The following is a 17664-nucleotide window of genomic DNA, read 5'->3' as shown; positions in this document are numbered from 1 at the left end:
TCAGGGTACAAATCAGGGTACAAAATCGGGTACAAACCCGGGCGCTTTTATTTATTCTGTGAAAGAAGGCAGACTCTTGACTTTAAAGGAATTTATCAAAACAGCTAAGGCTGCAGGAGATATTTCAGGCAGTCTAGACAACATCACGCAAGATCTCTTTTGGAACCTGGGATTACATTTTTCCGACAACACAATTCACGCTGCATTGCATAAAAAGGATAAAGCTCCCCGATATGTGCAAGGCTCGATTAGTGAATCAGGCTTCTTTCGGTATTTTGAGGAGCGAACACTCACAACATGGCCACAGATGCAGCAAGCCTTCGGGGAATTGGATGATCACGATTTTATTGACCGTGACACTAAAGATCGAAATATATTCTACGCAAGTCTTCTGGCCTTGTTTTACGATATTCTAAGGCTTGTTCCTGTTTCATTGTGTGATATTCTCCCACAGGCCCCCGTGGTTTTTGGACGCGAAATTGAAATGACACAGCTGGGCAATATTTTTAAGGAAAACAACTATGCCGTCCTTACAGGCATTGGAGGGATTGGAAAGTCAAGTGTGGCGTTGGCATATGCTCACAGTTTGAAAGAGTCTGATCACTGGACGATACAGCACGTAATTTGCGAAAATACTGATACTGTGCAAACTGCAGTTAATAAGCTTCAGTTCCGTGGTCTATCAGATACACCCGAACATATGAAAGACGCTCCGAAAAAGAATTTTACAAGCAGGATTACATGCTTAACAAATAGCCGACAATCTGTACTCATTATTTTGGATAATTTCAATCGGAAATTCACTTCGGAAGATCGCGACTGTTTTCAAGAGTTAAGTGAATGCGGCAATCATATACGTATTTTGATTACGAGCCGGAGTATGCTGAGCACTGAAAAACGCTATAGCATTAATCTGCCTCCTCTGGATAATACATCTCTGCTGGCGCTCTATGCCTATCACCGGTTTGAAGATACTGCCGGCCACGAAAACTATATTGATCAGCACAAAGAGATCCTGAATAAAATGTTTTCTTTGGTTGGAAGACATACCCTTATGGTTGAGCTCCTGGCAAAATTGCCAGACAGGATTTTTTTGAACGAATACGAAATTTATAATCGCCTGACCAGTGGTCTGAGCATTCCTTTTGAAGGGATCAACGTTAATAAAGATGGCAACACCGTCACTGTTCCTGCAAAAGGTTTGATTGAGATGCTGTTTGATATTTCTGACCTGACAGATTGCGAAAAGTCTGTAATGAGGTATATGTCAATTATGCCAGTCACTGGCATTGATGTCGGACTGTTTGAAAAATTGACAGGCCATTTCCGGAATGAAATACTCAGTCTGAAAAAAGCGAATTGGATCATGCTGGATGAGGAAAGACTGACCATTCGATTGCACCCACTTATTTGTGAAACGGTGCTCAGTTCCGATGACACCGACACTAAGCCATCTGCGGAGAATTGCGCCGAAATTATTGATCGCGTGAAAACAGAACGTGATACTTGTGAGAAAGGATGCCCCATGTGGCACATATACAACAAAATTTTGGCACGTGCTGCAGTGAACATTCATTTTCATACGATAGAATCTTATGGGGTCCTCGATGTTCTTATTGATAAATATAGGTCCCCCATCATTTCCCTGAATCAGGTACTGCGAGAATACATAATTACTGATTCAATCGAACAGAAGGGGGCATCAGATATTCTACCGGATCAAAACGATGCAATGAATGCTACATAGGCCGCAATGCTGGCCACGCAGGTAGCGGGAATCAACGATTTATTGATCCTATTGCAGCGATCACTTTATTGCGGCAACGCAAAAGGGCTTGTTGTCCATTTTCACAGACAACAGGCCCTTTTTCTGTTTAAATAAGTTTACCTCGAAATCTTGCCTGGCTTGAGATGTCTACCGCAATCAAGCCAATGCTTTTACATATGCTTGCAGCTTGATAACCCGATCCTCCAAATCAATTCCATCCTGAGTTTGAGCAATCTTCACAGTATCCAAAATGCTATCGTCCTCAATCTTTTTAAGTACATATGAGGCATTTTCACAGGTAATATAGCAGCCATTGCCATCGTATACAAGCCTCTGCCCCATGGAATCCTTAGAGAGATGGGCATCATCTGCCGCTTTGAGGTATGGCACGTAGGTGTTTGATGACCAATACGTCCTGGTTTGCATCACAGAGAACAGATAGGGTGTCTTTACCATATCATTGTTGCTCATTTTGCCGTAACTGCCCGGACGGAATTCGGGATATTTAATATAATAGTACCTCCATGGGTACTCCTGATTTGCCTCACAGGTTTTCAGGAAGTCCTCTGCAATCTCCTGAAGCTCTTTATCTGTAAAAGTTTGATGCCTGGATAACAGCGAGATCAGGATTTTGTGTGTATTTTCAAAGCCTGTATTCGAGCTTTTATGAAACAGCTCGTCCCAGGCGAACTGCATTCTACTGGAAGCAAACTGATAGTGCGATCTGTTCCGCTCCTTTTGGCTGTAATCTCCAAGAGCGATCAGCGCACAGTCAATGTTGTCCCACTTGCATTGAAAGAGAGATTCAAACCTGTCAGTGAGACTCAGGTGCTCCAAGCCCACAATACCGATTTGGCCTTTGAGCATAGGGTGGTCTTCCAATCGGAACAGAATCTCAGCATCTCCCGGATTTTTGTCCAGATATTCGATTTTTGCTTTTTCTTCCTGGAGCTGATTGGGATTAAAATTGTTTCCCAGCGCATCGTCGATCAATCCAGTCAAAATGATAGCATCAATCTGCGCCAGGATCCCGGGAATTCGGTTCCTGTCGCTTCTGTCACTGATCGCGTCCTCCGAATTCTGGATCAGGTTATTAACAATGCGAAGTCTGCGTCGGAATTCGGACTCGGTGACCTTGTCCTGATTGCGCAGGTAAACAATAATGGCATAGAGCAGGACCACCCGGTTCAGGGGAAACTGTCGAATCCGACCGGTCCTGTTCGCATACGAGTGCAGACAGTCTTCAAAAATATTGATCGAATTTCGAGAGTCCACCAGGATTTTTCCTGCCTCATGCTTCTCGGACATAAAAGAAGTGAGAAAATCCAGTGGGGACCTATAGCCAGGGATCTGACACCAGCAGTCAAAATACTCTTCCAGCAATGCAATGTGATCCGTCGTATCCGGGGCGTCTGCCGAAAAGTTCTGTTTCAGAAGTGCAAAAACGTCACCAATGTAATTTTGTGGAGACTCCCCCCGCTGATAACAGATGATATCGCAGATCAGCCTGAAATACCGCAGAAACTCATCGTCCGTGATCAAATCGTCTGGACCTCCATCTCCGCCGCTGCGATATTGCCAGAGCAGGTCCGTCCAGTCCCGGTCAATCTTGGAAATGATACGTTCTGATAGAGCTTTATCCACCTTTCGGATCTCTCGCTCTAATTCAGCCTTAAAGTGTTCGAACAGCGTGAGCGGCTTTCCTCGGGAATTCATTTTTATGTACAGCTCATCTGTCAGGCCCATATCCTTGATAGGCAGGAAGTAGAAGGTGACTGCTTTGTCTTCAAGCGCCCTCCAGAGATTCTGAACCTCCCTGAAACGCCTGTTGACAGCGTCCAGCATAACAAGCATGGAACTGATCGTGGGGTCCTTTTTCCAGTCTAAGGGGAACCATGCCTGGTTAATGATCTCTTCAGAGATGGGGCCTGTAAAGGAGGGGGTGAAGCGCAGAAGCTCGATGCAGAAATACCGGGCACTGTACCTGGTCTCATAGCTGAAATTACTCAAAAAGCAGCAGGCGGACTCTGGGACATTTTCTTTCTTTGCAGCGTACCAGTAGAGCAGAAACAGTGTTGTCAACCTCTGCTGTCCGTCCAGGGGAGTCATCACCCCGTTTTCATCAATATCTCCGTAGATGAAATCCAGGGTAACTGGTTCTTCTGTCACAGCACAGTACAGCGCGTCCAGGAAGCGCTCTCTGATCCGATTCACGTCTGGGTCAATCCTGCCTTGGGCATAGTCCCGCTGGATCATGGGAATAACGATTCTTTTGACCTGTATTGGTTCCTGGTCCGTTCCAAAGTTCGTGTCGAAAATGTCGATCAGGGAATGAGGTTTTGTTTCCATCTCACGATCCCTCCTTCTCAAGCGGGATGGGCTTCAAATATTCTTTCAGGACTTCGTTGATTGCCTGAACATAGGCAACTCGATCGGCCTGCCCCCAGAAGTGGAGCTGGTTTTCTGCAGACGGTGTGTAGTATTTTAAAAACACCATCTTGGTACAAAAGGGGATGTACTGACCACGCCTGTCCATGCTGATAATCGTATTACGTTTCACATCAAAAGCAGCGTTGCTCAAAGCCGCATTATCCCCGGCGTTCAACAGCGCCAAATTGCCGATGGTGTGGAGATACTCAGTGCTTCCCTCCGCCGAAAGCAGATCGACCACCTTTCTCTGCAGGTCATCGAACTCTGCCCGATCCAATTTCACACGGTTTCTTGCTTCCTCCATGGCCTGAATCAAGTTTGACGCCTGCTCCCCTCCTACAGTCAGGACAGATGGGATATGCAGCCCAAGCCACTCCTTCCACATCTCCTGTGTGCGAAGGCCCTCCGACTGCTGGGCATGAATATGCTCCAGCGTCCAGGCTACTCGACCGCCCTTACCGGCCTTAAATTGATCAAATGGGAACCGCTGGGTCTGTTCATCGAGCTTTCTCACAGATTCTACATTGAACAGCAACAGCAAGGTGCTGATCCGCCTGCGATCATTGGGATCATCGTAGCTGAGCTCTGTGTAATCACCAGATATGGTCACACTCCGCCGGATATAATCGTCCAGCAGCATGTGGAATGCGTCCTTTGTTTTCCCTTGGGATAACTCATAGATGCGAGAGAGGGAAAGGGATCCCGAGGCGATCAAATAGCCGACTTTGTGATACAGGTCATGGTCCTCATACCAGTCCTTCAGGATTAAAAAGGTCTGCTGAATTTTTCTCCAGACATCGTTCAAAGAATTCTCCTGCCTCAGTTCATCAAATCGGAAAAAGGTATAGTATTTGTCCCGGTTGATTTCTCCCTTGCCAGAGATCAGGTCCAGGATAAGATCAATTCGAGTCTGATACTGTCCGCTGGATTGGTTCGTAAGAAAGTACCATAGAGCGCTATGATTCAGCTCCTTCTCCATATTATCCCATTGGAGCGAAATCTCCTCTTGCTTCTCGCGGCCTACATTCTCATTTCCGGCATGACTCAAGAACATGGCCTTCACCAGCTCCGCACTGGTCAGGGGGATCTTACCGATATTCAGGCGGGTAAACAGAGAAATGGGATCCGCTGTTTTGCCGACATCATACCAGATGATTTTTACATGTTCCATGAGGTACTCATAGATATGATCCGCAGCCACTACATCATTTTTTTGCCGTTGAAACCAGGTATCTATCGCCTGATAGGAACGATAGATGTGAAAAAAATCTATATTGGTCTCGGCCAAATCCTTCTCAATATTGCTCAGATACTGAGCGGACTGCTCCCGCGTGGTATAGTCCAGCGAAAAGTTGATTTTGATTCTGGGCTTGTACTCCCTTTTGATGTATTGCAGAAGAATAAACAGCGTTGTCAGTCTCTGCTGGCCATCTATCAGTTCAAAATCTTCTTTGTCATCTCGCCTTACCACGACTGGCTGGAGGCAATAGTTATTTGCCCCGTTAGCGTAAATATCATCCAGAAGCCTGGTCACCTCATCATCTCCCCAGCGGTAGCCACGCTGATAGGATGGGACGATAAACTTTCCTTGAATGTCTCCTACCAATTTTGTGTTCAATATAATTTCCGCATCCATGCTTTGCCCCCCTTGCATGTGGCTGACAATTTATCCGTTCTTTCCACATATAAGCTGAGTATACAACATTTTGGTCAAAAAGGCAATAAAAGGTCTCGATAAAACCAATTTAACGAGAAGATGATCCTCCAACTTGATCAGGTCATTGGTACTCCGTTCCAGCTTAGACGGGACTCGATCATCACGGTGTCACTCTCTGTTGCATAGTCAAGCATCTGTATCCATCCCCCTCATATAAAAGTAAACGTCCCATTAGGGTCTGCCTCAAGTCTGGAACATGCCAAAACCTGAAAACCAACGTCTAATGGGACGCTTTTTCATAATGCCGTTGAGGTATACCTCAATTCCACTCTTTCAGAGTCGTGGCGATCTCACTCAGTCTGGCCCAGGAGATGCGCTTTTCATTTGTACGCATCATGTAGTAGTCTCCTGATCCAATTCAAGGACTTCATAATCGACACCAACGGAGTCCTCAACGTAGCATCCATCAGGAAGCGGGGTATCCGGCCCCAGCGCAATTTCAATCGCATCTACCAGTGAGTTAGCGTCAACGTCACAGTGACCGTACATCTGCCAAACAAGCGGTATTCTGTATGTGTCCATGTTTACCTCCCTATTCAGTTCCAAGGTTCTTCTCTGGAAAGCAGCGATGGACTTGGAAAGCTGCTTTGCGGATGATCTGTCCACTGTTCCTCCGGTTTGAGCCACATATAACGACAGCCAAGGATATGAACCATCCTTACCCGGTCATAGAGACGGCAGAAGTGACGATCCTCTACGATCTGCGCATCGAACCACTCGTTGAGTTCCGCAGCCGTGGCAAAGGTGCGGAGAATCGATGTCCCCGCACCCACCATGTACCGCTGTGTGAAATCCAGAAGCTGCTCCCGGACAAGTTCGTAGTCCGCAGCCTGTTTCTCGGTCAGGGGCTTTTCATATTCAATGTAGCCCCAGCAACCACGGCCAGCCTCCTCGCAATACTGCCGCTCATCAAAATTGACGATTTGCACAACCTTGTTGCCATCCGGTTTTGGGAACGTACCCGGTGCAACGGGACGCTGTGTACTGTAATATTTCATTCCTCCAGATTCACCTCCCAGTACCCAATATAGAGGTATTCCCCATAGCTGCCCTTTGGCGTGGCCTGACACATGAAAGCACCGTCCTCAGACTGGATCATTGTCAGGTCGTTCCATTCGTAGAAGCGACTTTCTCTGGCAAGGCGTCGTAACTCGGGCAGAGCCGTTGTGTTGATCCAGTCAAAGAACACATCCTGATCCCTTTGGCTCCCCTCCAACCGCTCAAAACTCTGGCGGTCATACAGAAGGCACAATGCCTTTCCGGGTAGGCCGCTCTGTCGTTCAAGGATGGCCCTGGCACCCCAATACATTTTCGGGGTGAAGTTCTCCGGGTAATTTCCCCATTCGTGACTCATAGTTTCAATCTCCTTCATGAATAAAATGCTGCCCCGGTAAATTCCGGGACAGCGTGATTTTGGCAGATAGCCTGCTCAGTGATCTCAGTACCATCAATCGGACAACTTATGCGGAGATCATCGAAAGAAACTCCTGCTCAGTCAGGACAGGGATGCCCAGTTCCCGAGCCTTGGTAAGCTTACTGCCGGGCTTCTCCCCGCAGATAACGTAGCTGGTCTTACGGGTCACGGAGCTGCCGGCGGTGGCGCCGAGACTGATAATCTTGCTGTTGATGCCGTCACGGGTGAAGTGCTCCAGCTTGCCAGTAGCGACGATGGTGCAGCCGTAGAAAGGGCTATAGGTTACGTTGTTTTTGTTTTCCATGGTGATACTTTCCTTTCTATCTTCAAATGTAAATTCTCTCTGGAGTGTTCTCCACAGCTCCAGATTGTCGGGAACGCTAAACCATTGATGGATATTTCCACTCAGAGTTGCGCCGAAGTCCGGCAGCGTAGTAAAGTTAAAGCCGCTCGTGGCCGCTTTCTCAAACGCATCCAAGTTGCCGCCAAAGTAGTTGTCCAACGCCCTGCTTGCGGTCCTTCCGATCATGGGAATGTCCATAGCCACCAGATACCGTGCAAAGGTGGTCTTTCTGCTGGCGTTGATGGATTCCTGCAATTTTTCATAGGACTTGACGCCGAAGCCCTCCATGCGTATAATCTGATCGCGGTATCTGTCCAGATGATAGAGGTCGTGGTAGGTAGTCAGGAACCCAGCGGAAATGAATCTGTCCAAGGTTGCTTCTGAGAGGCCGGAGATGTCCATGGCCTTCTTCCCGACGAAGTGAACGAATTTGCGAAGTGTCTGATTGCCGCAGTCAGGATTATCATAGTGGAGTGTTGCCACTTGGCCTCCCTTACCACCAGAACGAGCGTAGATCCTCGTAGGCTTCCCGCAGCAGGGACACCGTTTCGGGATCAGACTGGGGGCATAACGGCCACGGTCAAGGTTTTCCTCAATATGGGGAATTATCATGTTACGCTTGGAAACGAGGATACGACAGCCCGGATGCAGTTCTAAGTCCTTGATAAAGGACAGGTTATGCAAGCTGGCTCTCGACACAGTGCAGCCGTCGATCTCCACAGGATCAAACAGAGCCACGGGTGCGATCTCCCCGGAACGGCCAGGGGTCCACTCAATGGAACGGAAGACTGTCTCTGTCACATCGTCCTCAAACTTGAACGCAATACCATCCTTGTAATGATGCCCTGTCCTCCCCAGCGTCTTGGAGTAGGAAATGCTGTCATAGCGCAGCACAATTCCATCAATAGGCAGCTTTTCAAGGGTTGCGACTGTCTTTAGATGTTGGATTTTGTTCTCCATCTCTGCCGGAGACACGTTCTTTTCTAGCCGTATGAACGGGCAAATCTCAAAGCCGAGAGGTTCCAAATCTTCCAGAAGCCACCCCCGACTATCTACGTTGCTGTCGAGGGTATCCATGCCCTCAATGACGTTGAAAGCATAGAAGTAGATACGACGATCTTTACAGACGGACGGGTCAAGCAGCCGAATAGAGCCAGCGGCCAGATTCCGGGCATTTTTGATGTCTTTGCCCTCGGAGTCCTTCATCTGCTCGAAGTCGTCAGTGTGAATCAGGCCCTCCCCCGTGATCGTGAGCTTCCCTTTGTGGGGGATCTTCAATGGCACGTTGCAGAACGCAGGGATGTTGTGGGTGACCTCCTCGCCGACCTCACCATCCCCACGGGTGGATGCTTGGATCAGTTTGCCATTTTCATAACAGAGCTTGACGGTCAGACCATCCAGCTTCAGCATGAGCAGAGCCGGAGCCACGGTAATCATGGAAACCAGATCATCGGTCTGTTTGGTCTTGTCCAGGCTCAGGAGCGGAATGTTGTGCCGGACCTTCCGCAGCGCACTCACAGGAGCATAGCCTACGGTCTGTGTGGGAGAGTTGCTCAGGATGATCCCCGTTTTCTGCTCCAACGCTGCCAGTTTGTCAAAGAGCTTGTCGTAAACCGCATCGGACACGCTGGGCTTTGTGAGGTTGTAGTATTCGTGACGATAGTGGTTAAGCACTGAAACCAGTTCGGTGACCCGCTCGACACTGGTGCTATCAGGTTTTGTCTGTTGCTTTTGCACTTTTTCACTCTCCTTTTTCAATCAGCGTACTTTCTGGCATCCACAATCCCGTACAGGTCATCGACAAAGTACCTGCTGACGAACGGGTTGAAGATCGCCGTGCATTGGACGCCGTTGTACTCAGCCAGATACAGGTTATCGCCGATCTTGCGGATGATCTCGGCCTCGCCCAACACATTGCGGTCACTTTTCATGTCTTTCAGACTGTGGATGTATGCTTGGACTTTCATTTTCTACCTCCAAAGATGATTAAATGCAGGAGAAATGCTGCGGGAGCGGCAAGTCAGATAACTTTTCGCGAACCGCAGCGTTTCTCCGCAGTGAATCCCTATACTACACATTTGCTGCTGCCGGTTAGCGAAAACTTCTCTGACCGGCCGTTCCCGCATGGAATCATTGATCTTCATTCTTGGTCACCCCGACCAGCCACAAACTGTCCTCGGTGATCAGATGGTGCTCCCAGGTGAGCTTCAGGTGCCGGGAGATCAATTTCTCAGCCAGCACGATCCCGATCCCGTTGACATCTATCTCTCCCTCGTCAGGTAGAGCGTCCTCCCAATCCTCCGGGGTGGCCTGTGTCTCCTGTAGGAGCTGACAGAGCTTTGGGAGAGGCAGTCGGTAGTTGATAAACGTCAGATCCCAGAACGAACTTGCTGCCACGTTAATCCTGCACTGGATACGAACTCCCAGGATCTCCTCGATCTCCTTTGACACGATGCCGCAAACCTTATCCCAACTCAGTCTGACAGCTCGGCTTTCAGATATGTCTTCCATCATTGGCCACCTCCCGATCTGCTTCTATTGGAATACAGACAATGTGTCCATCCATGCCCCAGAACATTTCTGGAGTGTAGAACAGCTTCTGATACTGCTCGATCTGCTCCGGGGTCAGGTCGGTAAAGTGGTCACTATCAGCAGGAGCACCACACAGGAAGAACGTACCGAATACAATGTCGTACATCTGCCCGTTCCTGTCCCGTAGCCCACGGTTCGGCGGAAGATTCATCAGCTTACCCTCGTCATTGCAGACCAAGGCTACAGAATCATCCAGGTAGATAGGCTGAATCAAGCCGCCTACGATCTGCTGCATCGCCTTCAGGGAATCATCGATTTCCCTCACTTCTGGTCTGCGTTCCGGTTCAATTACTAACACACGCATACTCATGCCCTCGCCTCGCTGTTCAAGTGCCGTTCCAGCAGGGTGCAGTAGCCATATACTCGGTCAACAGGCAGCTCCACCCACTCACCGCAAGCGGTCTGATCCCCACGCACAGGCTCCAGGTGAACCTTTCCATCCTCGTAGGATTCATGGACACGGATACAGGTATTGCCGAAGAAGTAGCAGACAGTCCCGTCACCCTGCCCTGTGCTGGTCAGGTTGGGAATAGCTGCCACATCCCGCATCTGCTCCAGGATGTAGCAGTCCTCGACCTTCCAGCCGCCAGGATTCCCTTCCTCGGCCATGTACCAGTCCAGCCGGACCCCCTGATCGGAGGTCTCGTCCAGGCAGTAGGCAAAGATGGAGTTGCTGAACATACGAGGACGGAACCCTTTGTTGTCGCTGTTGAAACGATAGGTACGGCTCAACAACGGATACCGTGTGGCAAAGCTGTCCTCGGTGAAGATGATGTGTGCCGTCAGATCATCCTTGGGAGAAGTAGCTTTCAGTTCACGGAAGATCTGCTTTATCTCGCTATAGTTCATAGACATTCCTCCAAAAGTAAATGACCCGGCATCCCCGCCGTATGGCAGGGACACCGGGCCATCATAGCGTATCCTATCTTAGCTGGCCTGCGCCAGCTCCGGCACCATCTGGGCAGCGTTCACGATCTCCATGAACTGCTGGCCGAACGCTTTCGCCTGAGCTGCCTCCTCCGGGCTGAGAGTGCTGACCGTCTGGAAGTTGAACAGGGCGTAGGGCTTACCCTGCTTGCTGGTGGCCTTCTCCAAAGTGATCTTCGTGACCACGCTGGAGATCGGCGTTAAGGTACTCAGCAGTCGAGTGGAGTATTTCAGAAACCTGGGCTTGCTGGTCACAGGGACACGCACCAGCAGAGGGATGATGCTGTTGGGCCGCAGCAGGAACAGCAGCACCGATTCCTTGCAAGCCTTGGCATTGCTTTCCCCATCCCTGGAACCAAAGTCATTGTAGGGGCAGTGCGCACAGGCTTTCCCATCGTGGGAGATGATGCTGTTCTGGCTCATGCAGACAGGCGGCGTACCCTCCACCGGATCAGGGGTATCCCAATAGGCCCTGGGAGTAGTGTAGTCCAGCACAATGCCCGTCAGCTCCATGGCGGCCTCGTTCCCCGCCAACCCCGGAACCTCAAACACGGTGGAACCGCCGGAGGGCGACTTCACGATGTCGAAGAGATCCAGCGTCAACGGCTGGCTCTTCAAGTTGGCCCGGATGATGTCAAGGGCGTTGTTGGTCAGGGCCAGATAGGTGGAATCCACCGGGGCTATGGCAGTTTCCGGCGCAGAGGTAACGGTGATGTTCTGATTTTCGGCGGACTGCTGCAACTCCTGCATCTTGCCGCTCATACGGCCTTTCAGTTTCGTGTTGTCCATAATGAACCTCCTAAATTAACTCGCCGCCTTGATGGTAAAGCGGCGGTAGGATGACTTGTTGGCATACTTCTTGTAGAGAGTGGGATGCTCGGCCTTCAAGGTCTTGCTGTCAAGCCGCTCCTGGGACACGCTCTTCCAGGTGACAATCCGATCACCAGTAGTCCCAACCTCATTCTCGCCCATCATCTCCTTCAGAAGATTCTCGGCCTTCTGCTTCCGCTCGGTGACGATCTCCAACTGCTCACAGGCTTCATCATACTGGGCCAGCAGATCAGCGGCAGTGTCGGGCAAAGTGATGTGAGACTTGGGGATGCTGTCATGGAAGCGGTCAGCAAGGAACTTGGCAGAGGCAGTGGAGCCATCCAGCGGCGGAACGGTAAGCTCCTCTACATGATGCCAGAAGTTGGATTCCAGCTCAATGAGCATAGAAATCAATTCCTCGTCACGCTCCACGAACTTCCACTTGAAAGTGTTGCCGCCAATCAAAACGGCGATGTAGGTTCCGGCATACCCGGTGACGGCCATGTAGTGCTGCACCTGGAGCATATACTCGTCTGGGATGGTGTCCTCCCACTCGCTGGCCTTATACGCCGAAGCGGTCTTGGCCTCGAAGATGCACTTCCCAACATCCGGGACATCACAGATGCCGTCCAGGTTCGCCAGCATGAAGGGATGTTCCTCGCTCTGGAGCAGCTGCATGGTGTGGATCACCTCGATCCCGGTGCGCTTGGTGAACTCGGCCCGAACGAAGGGTTCCAACTGCGTACCCCAGTAGGCAGCTTCCCCGGCCTCCTGGGGCGGGAGCTGACCCGTCTTATCCAGCCACAGCTCCACAGGGGACTTGTATCGGCTGATCCCACAGACCACGGATGCGTCCGAACCGCCGATACCCTGCTTTCGGTACTCCAACCAGTCAGCATAGGGCATATTCTCGGTAGATACCAATACTTTTGCAGGCATATGATAACCTCACTTTCATTGAAATAGAATAAGGAGCGCACAGCCTGTAGCCATGCGCTCCCTATTTGCCATAGAACATCACGCCGCCGCCAGTGCCATCTTGTACGCCTTGTCGATCATGGGATTGCCCTCGACAGTGCGGAGGAACAGGTTCTCGTTGTAGTTCCTGGTCTTGCGGATGGGATCGGCATGGGTGGCAAAGTCGCTGATGGCATTGACGAAGCGGTAGCCGTTCTTTCCTACGTTGGAGAGATCGGGAGCCTCCCAGTACCGCCGCTTCATGTCCTCCAACAGACGAAGATTGTTCTTGCGCTGCACATCGGGCATATCCAGGGTGACGGGGAAGAACTCATTCATGAAGTCCATGACCGTCTTATCGGTCAGCCTGATCCTGGACAGGGTATCAATGCCACGGCCCAGCTCACCCATGTACTTCTCGGCCAGTCCCAGGGTTTCCTCGGCCTCATGGACACGGAGCATGACGTTCTCGGTGTGCTTGGTAGTCCAGATACGCTTGGCACTGTCCAAAGCCAAGTTGAGGGTGTTCTGGCAGACAACCCGAATGGGGGTCATGGCAACCTTGATACCACTGCTGCCGTCGTGGCTGTTCATCACGACCAGATAGGGCGCGATCTCGTCCCCGGCGATGATGTAGCGGTGAGGCATCCGGGCCAGCATCCAGACCTTGCGCCCTCCCTGTAAGGCCCCGGCAGTCTCGTAGGTCACGCCAGCCCCCAGCAGATCATCGGTGAACTGGAAAGCGTCCTCGTTCTGGACAACCTTGTAGCGGTCACTGACGATACCCAGGGCGGCGCTGTCGGTGCTGCGGGTGTTCACTTTGTACCCTGCGATCAAGGAGCCATCCTCGGAGTAGACGTTCTTCTGAATGACCTCCCAATCCAGACCAGCGTAGATCAGAGCGTCAGCGGAGGTAGGGGCCTCCTGCACCTCAGTACCCAGGCCATGCCAGGGCTTTTCACGGACGTAGAACATGGTTTTAACATTAGCGGGCATAATTGTACCTCCTAGATTTGATTTAGTGGGCTGCACTCAGCCCATGCCGGACAGAGAAATAGAGGGCCTCCCACACGGGAAGCCCTCTATTCCGAGTATGTGTCAGGGTCATCGTTGAACTTCGCGGGTTTCTCCTTTCCATCTGTGCTCTGTGCCGCCGTCAGCAGGACAGAGAGGGCGAGCAGGATTGCTTTGAGAATCTTTTTCTTGGACAATGCAGATCACTCCATTTCTTATTGTGCTACAGGTAGAATATATCGCTAACGCAGGGCATGATGCGATGAAAACAAGGACACCCGACACAGGCACCCTTGCAATTCAATAGTACAGCCTTACCTTTTCTCATGCTCAGAGGTTGAGCCATCTCCTATCGCTTGCTTCTGGAATGTCTCGAATGTCTGGTAGCCGTTCGCTTTGCACCGAGGACAGGGATTGACTACTGTATGTACCAAGCCCAGCTTGTACGGACACTCAGCACAGGGATGCCCAATTAGTTTCTTCACTTTCATCTGTACCGCCTCCTGTGGAGTAGGAATGGGTGCTCTCATCCAATACCTGCTGCATAATGGCATTGATATCCGAAAACTTCCCGCCGCCGTTGATCTTTGCCGCTTGGGAAAGGGCCGTAACCTCCATAACCAGCTTGTGGGTGGAAGCTGCCAAACTTCGGGTAACTCTCTTGAGGTTAGCCAGGGCTCCCTTTGCAGACTATAGTTGATCTACGCTATATGGCACGATCAGCTTACTCCTGCCTTTGGGTGGGATTCCGCTTCGGAAGGCCAGCGCCATACTGTGCCTGTTGATGGTGAGTGCCAGTTCTGTGACTTTTTTCTTCATGATGGGATCTTCCTTTCCAGATTTTGATTGAAAATATCAAATAAGTACAAACAAAAAGGACCTTTGCACCAGTTAAGGCACAGATATCCTTTTATCCTATTTTAAAATATATACTTACGCTTATGGCTCATACGGCTTTGCTCCACAGCAATTTCAAGGGACATTGGATCAACAATCACGACCTTGCATATACCGGACCGAGAGCCCCGTCTGCACGGAGTATTAGCCCCACCCTGCCGGAAAGGAGCCCCACTATTCCACGAGCAGTTTTAGAGGAAAGGCCCTGCCAGCCGAGGCGGCGGGCAGAGCCAGGGATCAGTGATCGCAGTCGGGGATGGGGATACCGTTGGCAGTCAAAACAGTCTCCAGTAATTGAGTGCGATTCAGGTAAAAGTGTAATTCCTCCCGCATGGCATAGAAGATTTCCAAGGATTCCCGTTCCGCTTCACGCAGGATCATCAAATCCAATTCAAGGTCACAGGGGGAATCGGAGGGATTGAAGGGGCAGTCAGGCATCCTGCTCAGCGCCTTTGGCGCGGGAAGACTTCAGGCCATTACGTTCCCGCATGGAGACGCGGCCTTCAACCAGGACCTCATAGGCGTTGTGGATGATGCGGTCCATGATTGCCTCGGAAACGGGGCTGCCGGAGTCAGGATTGGGATCAATGCGTGTATACCAGCCCTCAGACTGGTACTGGGTGCAGAAAATCATGGAGCGCTGGCAGCGGGCCTCCACGATTTCCAGCAGGTCATAGGACTCCTGGGGGGAGAGCGGCCGGATGAGCCACTCGTCCAGAATGAGTAGATCCACCTTCTTGTAGGAGGCCAGACACTTCTTCAATTCGCCGCCGCTGCGGGCAATGCTCAGCTCGTCGAGGAGCTCCGGCATACGGACATAGCGGACCTTCTTGAACCGGCGGCAGGCGGCGTTGCCCAAGGCGCAGGCAATGTATGTCTTGCCGTTGCCGGAAGCGCCTTTGAGGATGATGTGGTGGCCCTCGTCCACAAATTTGCAGGTGGAGAAGCGCAGCATCTGAGCCTTGTCCAGCTTTCTGTCCTCGTAGTACGAAATCTCTTCCACCGCAGCGAACGGGGCGGCGAAGTGGGCGTTGTGAATGAGCCGCTTCACCGTGTTGGTCTGGCGGCGGTTCCACTCGGCAGTCACCAGCAGCCCCAGCCGGTCCTCAAAGCCGAGTTCATTGAATGAGGAGTCCTGTAATTGGCTGGACAGCTCCGCCGCCATGGCGGTCATCTTCATTCCAACCAGCATGTCAATGGTTGCCTGGAGTACCATCAGCCCTCGCCTCCCTTCCGGAAATAGGAGGCTCCGCGTGTAATGCCGAAGCGGTTGGAATCGTTGGGCTTGTCCTGCGGGGCTGCTTTCGCGGGCCGGTCCTGGCCGTTTTTCAAGAGGCTGCTAATGTTGCGGACAGAGGGCGCTGCGCTGTACGCAAGGATCCGCCCACAGGCGTTTTCCAGACGCTCTCTGCCATAGCGCTCTCCCAGCTTTGTCAGGCTGGCACAGGCTTTGTAGCCCTGCTCCGGGGCTGTCCCGGAGGTCAGGAAGTGTTGGATCACCTTCTCCGTCATGGGTCCCACAGACATGGCCCAGCGGCTGAAATCGCCGGCGTTATATGTCAGATACTTCTGGTGCGCCAGCGGCATATGCTCCAGCTTTACCAGCGGCTCGCGCTGGATCGTCTGCAAGCGGCGGTGGCTGGCGACACGACTGCCATGGTAGAATACCTCCACCGCAGTCTTTGTCACACGAATATCCACTTTTTCGCCAATCAGGTTGTACGGCACAGAGTACTTGTTCCTGCCGTCAGATACCAGATAATCGTTGGGGACCTTGGCAACGGACCAGACAGCCGCTTCAAAGGGCACAGCAGGCAATGGCAGCATGTACGGTTTCTCTTCCTCCAGCCAGGCGCTGCGGCGTGTGCCCGCCATCCGCTGGAACGGGCGGTTGTTCAGTTCCTCCAGCTTTTCCGCTATGGCCTCGTTCATCTCGCGGATGGAGAAGAACTTCCGCTCACGCAGCGCCGCAATGATCCATGTCTGGGCAAAACGCACAGATGCTTCCGCTGCGCTCTTGTCCTGGGGCTTGCGGACGCGAGCCGGAACGATTGCCGTGCCGTAGTATTCGGCCAGCTCCTGGTAGCTGCGGTTGAGCACAGTCTCGTATCGGGTGTTAGCCGTAGTGGCTGTCTTGCAGTTGTCCGGAATCAGCAGCCGTGTCACACCGCCAAAATACTGGAAGGCATGGACGTGGCAGGACAGCCAGTTCTCTGTCTTCATGTCCTCACAGACCTCCGCATAGGTGTAGCAGCTGCACGGCAGCACGGCCATGAACAAGTACGCCGGGCTCTGTTTACCGGTTACCAGATCATATACCGGAAGGGTATCGCCCGCCCAGTCCACCTGCATGGCGTCTCCCGGCTTGTGCTGGATGCGCATGGTGGCCTTCGTCACCCGCGCCCACCTCCGGTACTTGTCCCCAAACTGCGTGCTCATGTACGGCGTTTCCCCAGCCTCATGGCACTTCCGGCAGTATTCCTCCCACAAAAGCGCCATGGTCACCCCAGGCTTCGCCAGCTCCCGGTGAATGTACGGATAGTCCGGCTCCACATACCGGCACCCGCTCTTATACTTACCAGGGAACAGAATCTCCTCCAGCTCTGCGTTGGTGATGTCATCATCCAGCGGCCACGCGATTTGCTTCTCCTTTGCTGCTTGCAGAACGCTGCGGACGGTGTGCCGCGAACAATGTACCGTTGATTCGATTGTTCGTTGGCTGTGGTTGAGGCTATCCAGTCTCAAGATCTCCAGATAGTTTGGCATGGTGGGACCTCCAATTGATATAGTCACAG

General features: G+C 51.5%; 19 protein-coding genes. 1 reads left to right on the top strand and 18 read right to left on the bottom strand.

Annotated features, from left to right (window positions below; all coding sequences use genetic code 11):
• The first annotated feature begins 76 nt into the window (after positions 1 to 76).
• Positions 77 to 1747 carry an ATP-binding protein gene (locus VV088_RS06130; protein WP_334599894.1) on the top strand — a complete coding sequence of 557 codons (1671 nt, stop codon included), beginning with the start codon at positions 77 to 79 and terminating at the stop codon, positions 1745 to 1747.
• A 177-nt stretch (positions 1748 to 1924) separates the two neighbouring features.
• On the opposite strand, the gene VV088_RS06125 is transcribed toward VV088_RS06130, so the two are convergent.
• The 18 genes from VV088_RS06125 to istA all read right to left on the bottom strand — a co-directional run bounded on the left by VV088_RS06125 (position 1925) and on the right by istA (position 17635).
• Positions 1925 to 4117 (bottom strand): DUF262 domain-containing protein, encoded by a 2193-nt coding sequence (locus VV088_RS06125; protein ID WP_334599893.1) that lies wholly within the window; start codon positions 4115 to 4117, stop codon positions 1925 to 1927.
• A gap of 1 nt (position 4118) precedes the next feature.
• Positions 4119 to 5834 (bottom strand): DUF262 domain-containing protein, encoded by a 1716-nt coding sequence (locus VV088_RS06120; protein ID WP_334599892.1) that lies wholly within the window; start codon positions 5832 to 5834, stop codon positions 4119 to 4121.
• Between the two features lie 414 nt (positions 5835 to 6248).
• Positions 6249 to 6437 (bottom strand): hypothetical protein, encoded by a 189-nt coding sequence (locus tag VV088_RS06115; protein ID WP_334599891.1) that lies wholly within the window; start codon positions 6435 to 6437, stop codon positions 6249 to 6251.
• A 14-nt stretch (positions 6438 to 6451) separates the two neighbouring features.
• Positions 6452 to 6913, bottom strand: coding sequence for a hypothetical protein (locus VV088_RS06110; RefSeq protein ID WP_334599890.1), 462 nt, complete (start codon positions 6911 to 6913; stop codon positions 6452 to 6454).
• On the bottom strand, positions 6910 to 7269 hold the full coding sequence (locus VV088_RS06105) for a hypothetical protein (RefSeq protein WP_334599889.1): 360 nt from the start codon (positions 7267 to 7269) through the stop codon (positions 6910 to 6912). The genes VV088_RS06110 and VV088_RS06105 overlap by 4 nt, the downstream gene beginning before the upstream one ends.
• Before the next feature lie 106 nt (positions 7270 to 7375).
• The gene (ligA, locus tag VV088_RS06100; RefSeq protein ID WP_334599888.1) at positions 7376 to 9409 is read right to left on the bottom strand and encodes an NAD-dependent DNA ligase LigA; all 2034 of its coding nucleotides are present in this window, start codon (positions 9407 to 9409) and stop codon (positions 7376 to 7378) included.
• Between the two features lie 17 nt (positions 9410 to 9426).
• Positions 9427 to 9639 (bottom strand): hypothetical protein, encoded by a 213-nt coding sequence (locus VV088_RS06095; protein ID WP_334599887.1) that lies wholly within the window; start codon positions 9637 to 9639, stop codon positions 9427 to 9429.
• Between the two features lie 163 nt (positions 9640 to 9802).
• Positions 9803 to 10186 (bottom strand): hypothetical protein, encoded by a 384-nt coding sequence (locus VV088_RS06090; RefSeq protein WP_334599886.1) that lies wholly within the window; start codon positions 10184 to 10186, stop codon positions 9803 to 9805.
• Entirely contained in the window at positions 10167 to 10568 is a 402-nt protein-coding gene (locus VV088_RS06085) for a DUF3846 domain-containing protein (protein ID WP_334599884.1), read from the bottom strand. The genes VV088_RS06090 and VV088_RS06085 overlap by 20 nt, the downstream gene beginning before the upstream one ends.
• A 2-nt stretch (positions 10569 to 10570) precedes the next feature.
• Entirely contained in the window at positions 10571 to 11113 is a 543-nt protein-coding gene (locus VV088_RS06080; protein ID WP_334599883.1) for a hypothetical protein, read from the bottom strand.
• 78 nt (positions 11114 to 11191) lie between these two features.
• Entirely contained in the window at positions 11192 to 11980 is a 789-nt protein-coding gene (locus VV088_RS06075; protein ID WP_334599882.1) for a hypothetical protein, read from the bottom strand.
• Between the two features lie 15 nt (positions 11981 to 11995).
• Entirely contained in the window at positions 11996 to 12940 is a 945-nt protein-coding gene (locus VV088_RS06070) for a YqaJ viral recombinase family nuclease (protein ID WP_334599881.1), read from the bottom strand.
• A gap of 78 nt (positions 12941 to 13018) precedes the next feature.
• Positions 13019 to 13954, bottom strand: a complete 936-nt coding sequence (locus VV088_RS06065; RefSeq protein ID WP_334599880.1) for a DUF932 domain-containing protein — start codon at positions 13952 to 13954, stop codon at positions 13019 to 13021.
• Between the two features lie 86 nt (positions 13955 to 14040).
• Positions 14041 to 14169: a hypothetical protein gene (locus VV088_RS06060; RefSeq protein WP_334599878.1), complete on the bottom strand. Its 129-nt coding sequence runs from the start codon at positions 14167 to 14169 to the stop codon at positions 14041 to 14043.
• Positions 14170 to 14425: 256 nt separating this feature from the next.
• Entirely contained in the window at positions 14426 to 14617 is a 192-nt protein-coding gene (locus VV088_RS06055; RefSeq protein ID WP_334599877.1) for a hypothetical protein, read from the bottom strand.
• Positions 14618 to 15106: 489 nt separating this feature from the next.
• The gene (locus tag VV088_RS06050; RefSeq protein ID WP_334598924.1) at positions 15107 to 15307 is read right to left on the bottom strand and encodes a hypothetical protein; all 201 of its coding nucleotides are present in this window, start codon (positions 15305 to 15307) and stop codon (positions 15107 to 15109) included.
• Positions 15300 to 16085: an ATP-binding protein gene (locus tag VV088_RS06045; protein WP_334598923.1), complete on the bottom strand. Its 786-nt coding sequence runs from the start codon at positions 16083 to 16085 to the stop codon at positions 15300 to 15302. The genes VV088_RS06050 and VV088_RS06045 overlap by 8 nt, the downstream gene beginning before the upstream one ends.
• Entirely contained in the window at positions 16085 to 17635 is a 1551-nt protein-coding gene (gene istA, locus VV088_RS06040) for an IS21 family transposase (protein ID WP_161845261.1), read from the bottom strand. Before istA ends, VV088_RS06045 begins: the two co-directional genes overlap by 1 nt.
• Positions 17636 to 17664: the final 29 nt, after the last annotated feature.

It is taken from the genome of Lawsonibacter sp. JLR.KK007 (genome assembly GCF_036941135.1).
Lineage (GTDB): Bacteria > Bacillota > Clostridia > Oscillospirales > Oscillospiraceae > Lawsonibacter.
The sequence above is the reverse complement of the archived record's forward strand: the minus strand, read 5'-3'. Positions and strand labels throughout refer to the sequence as shown.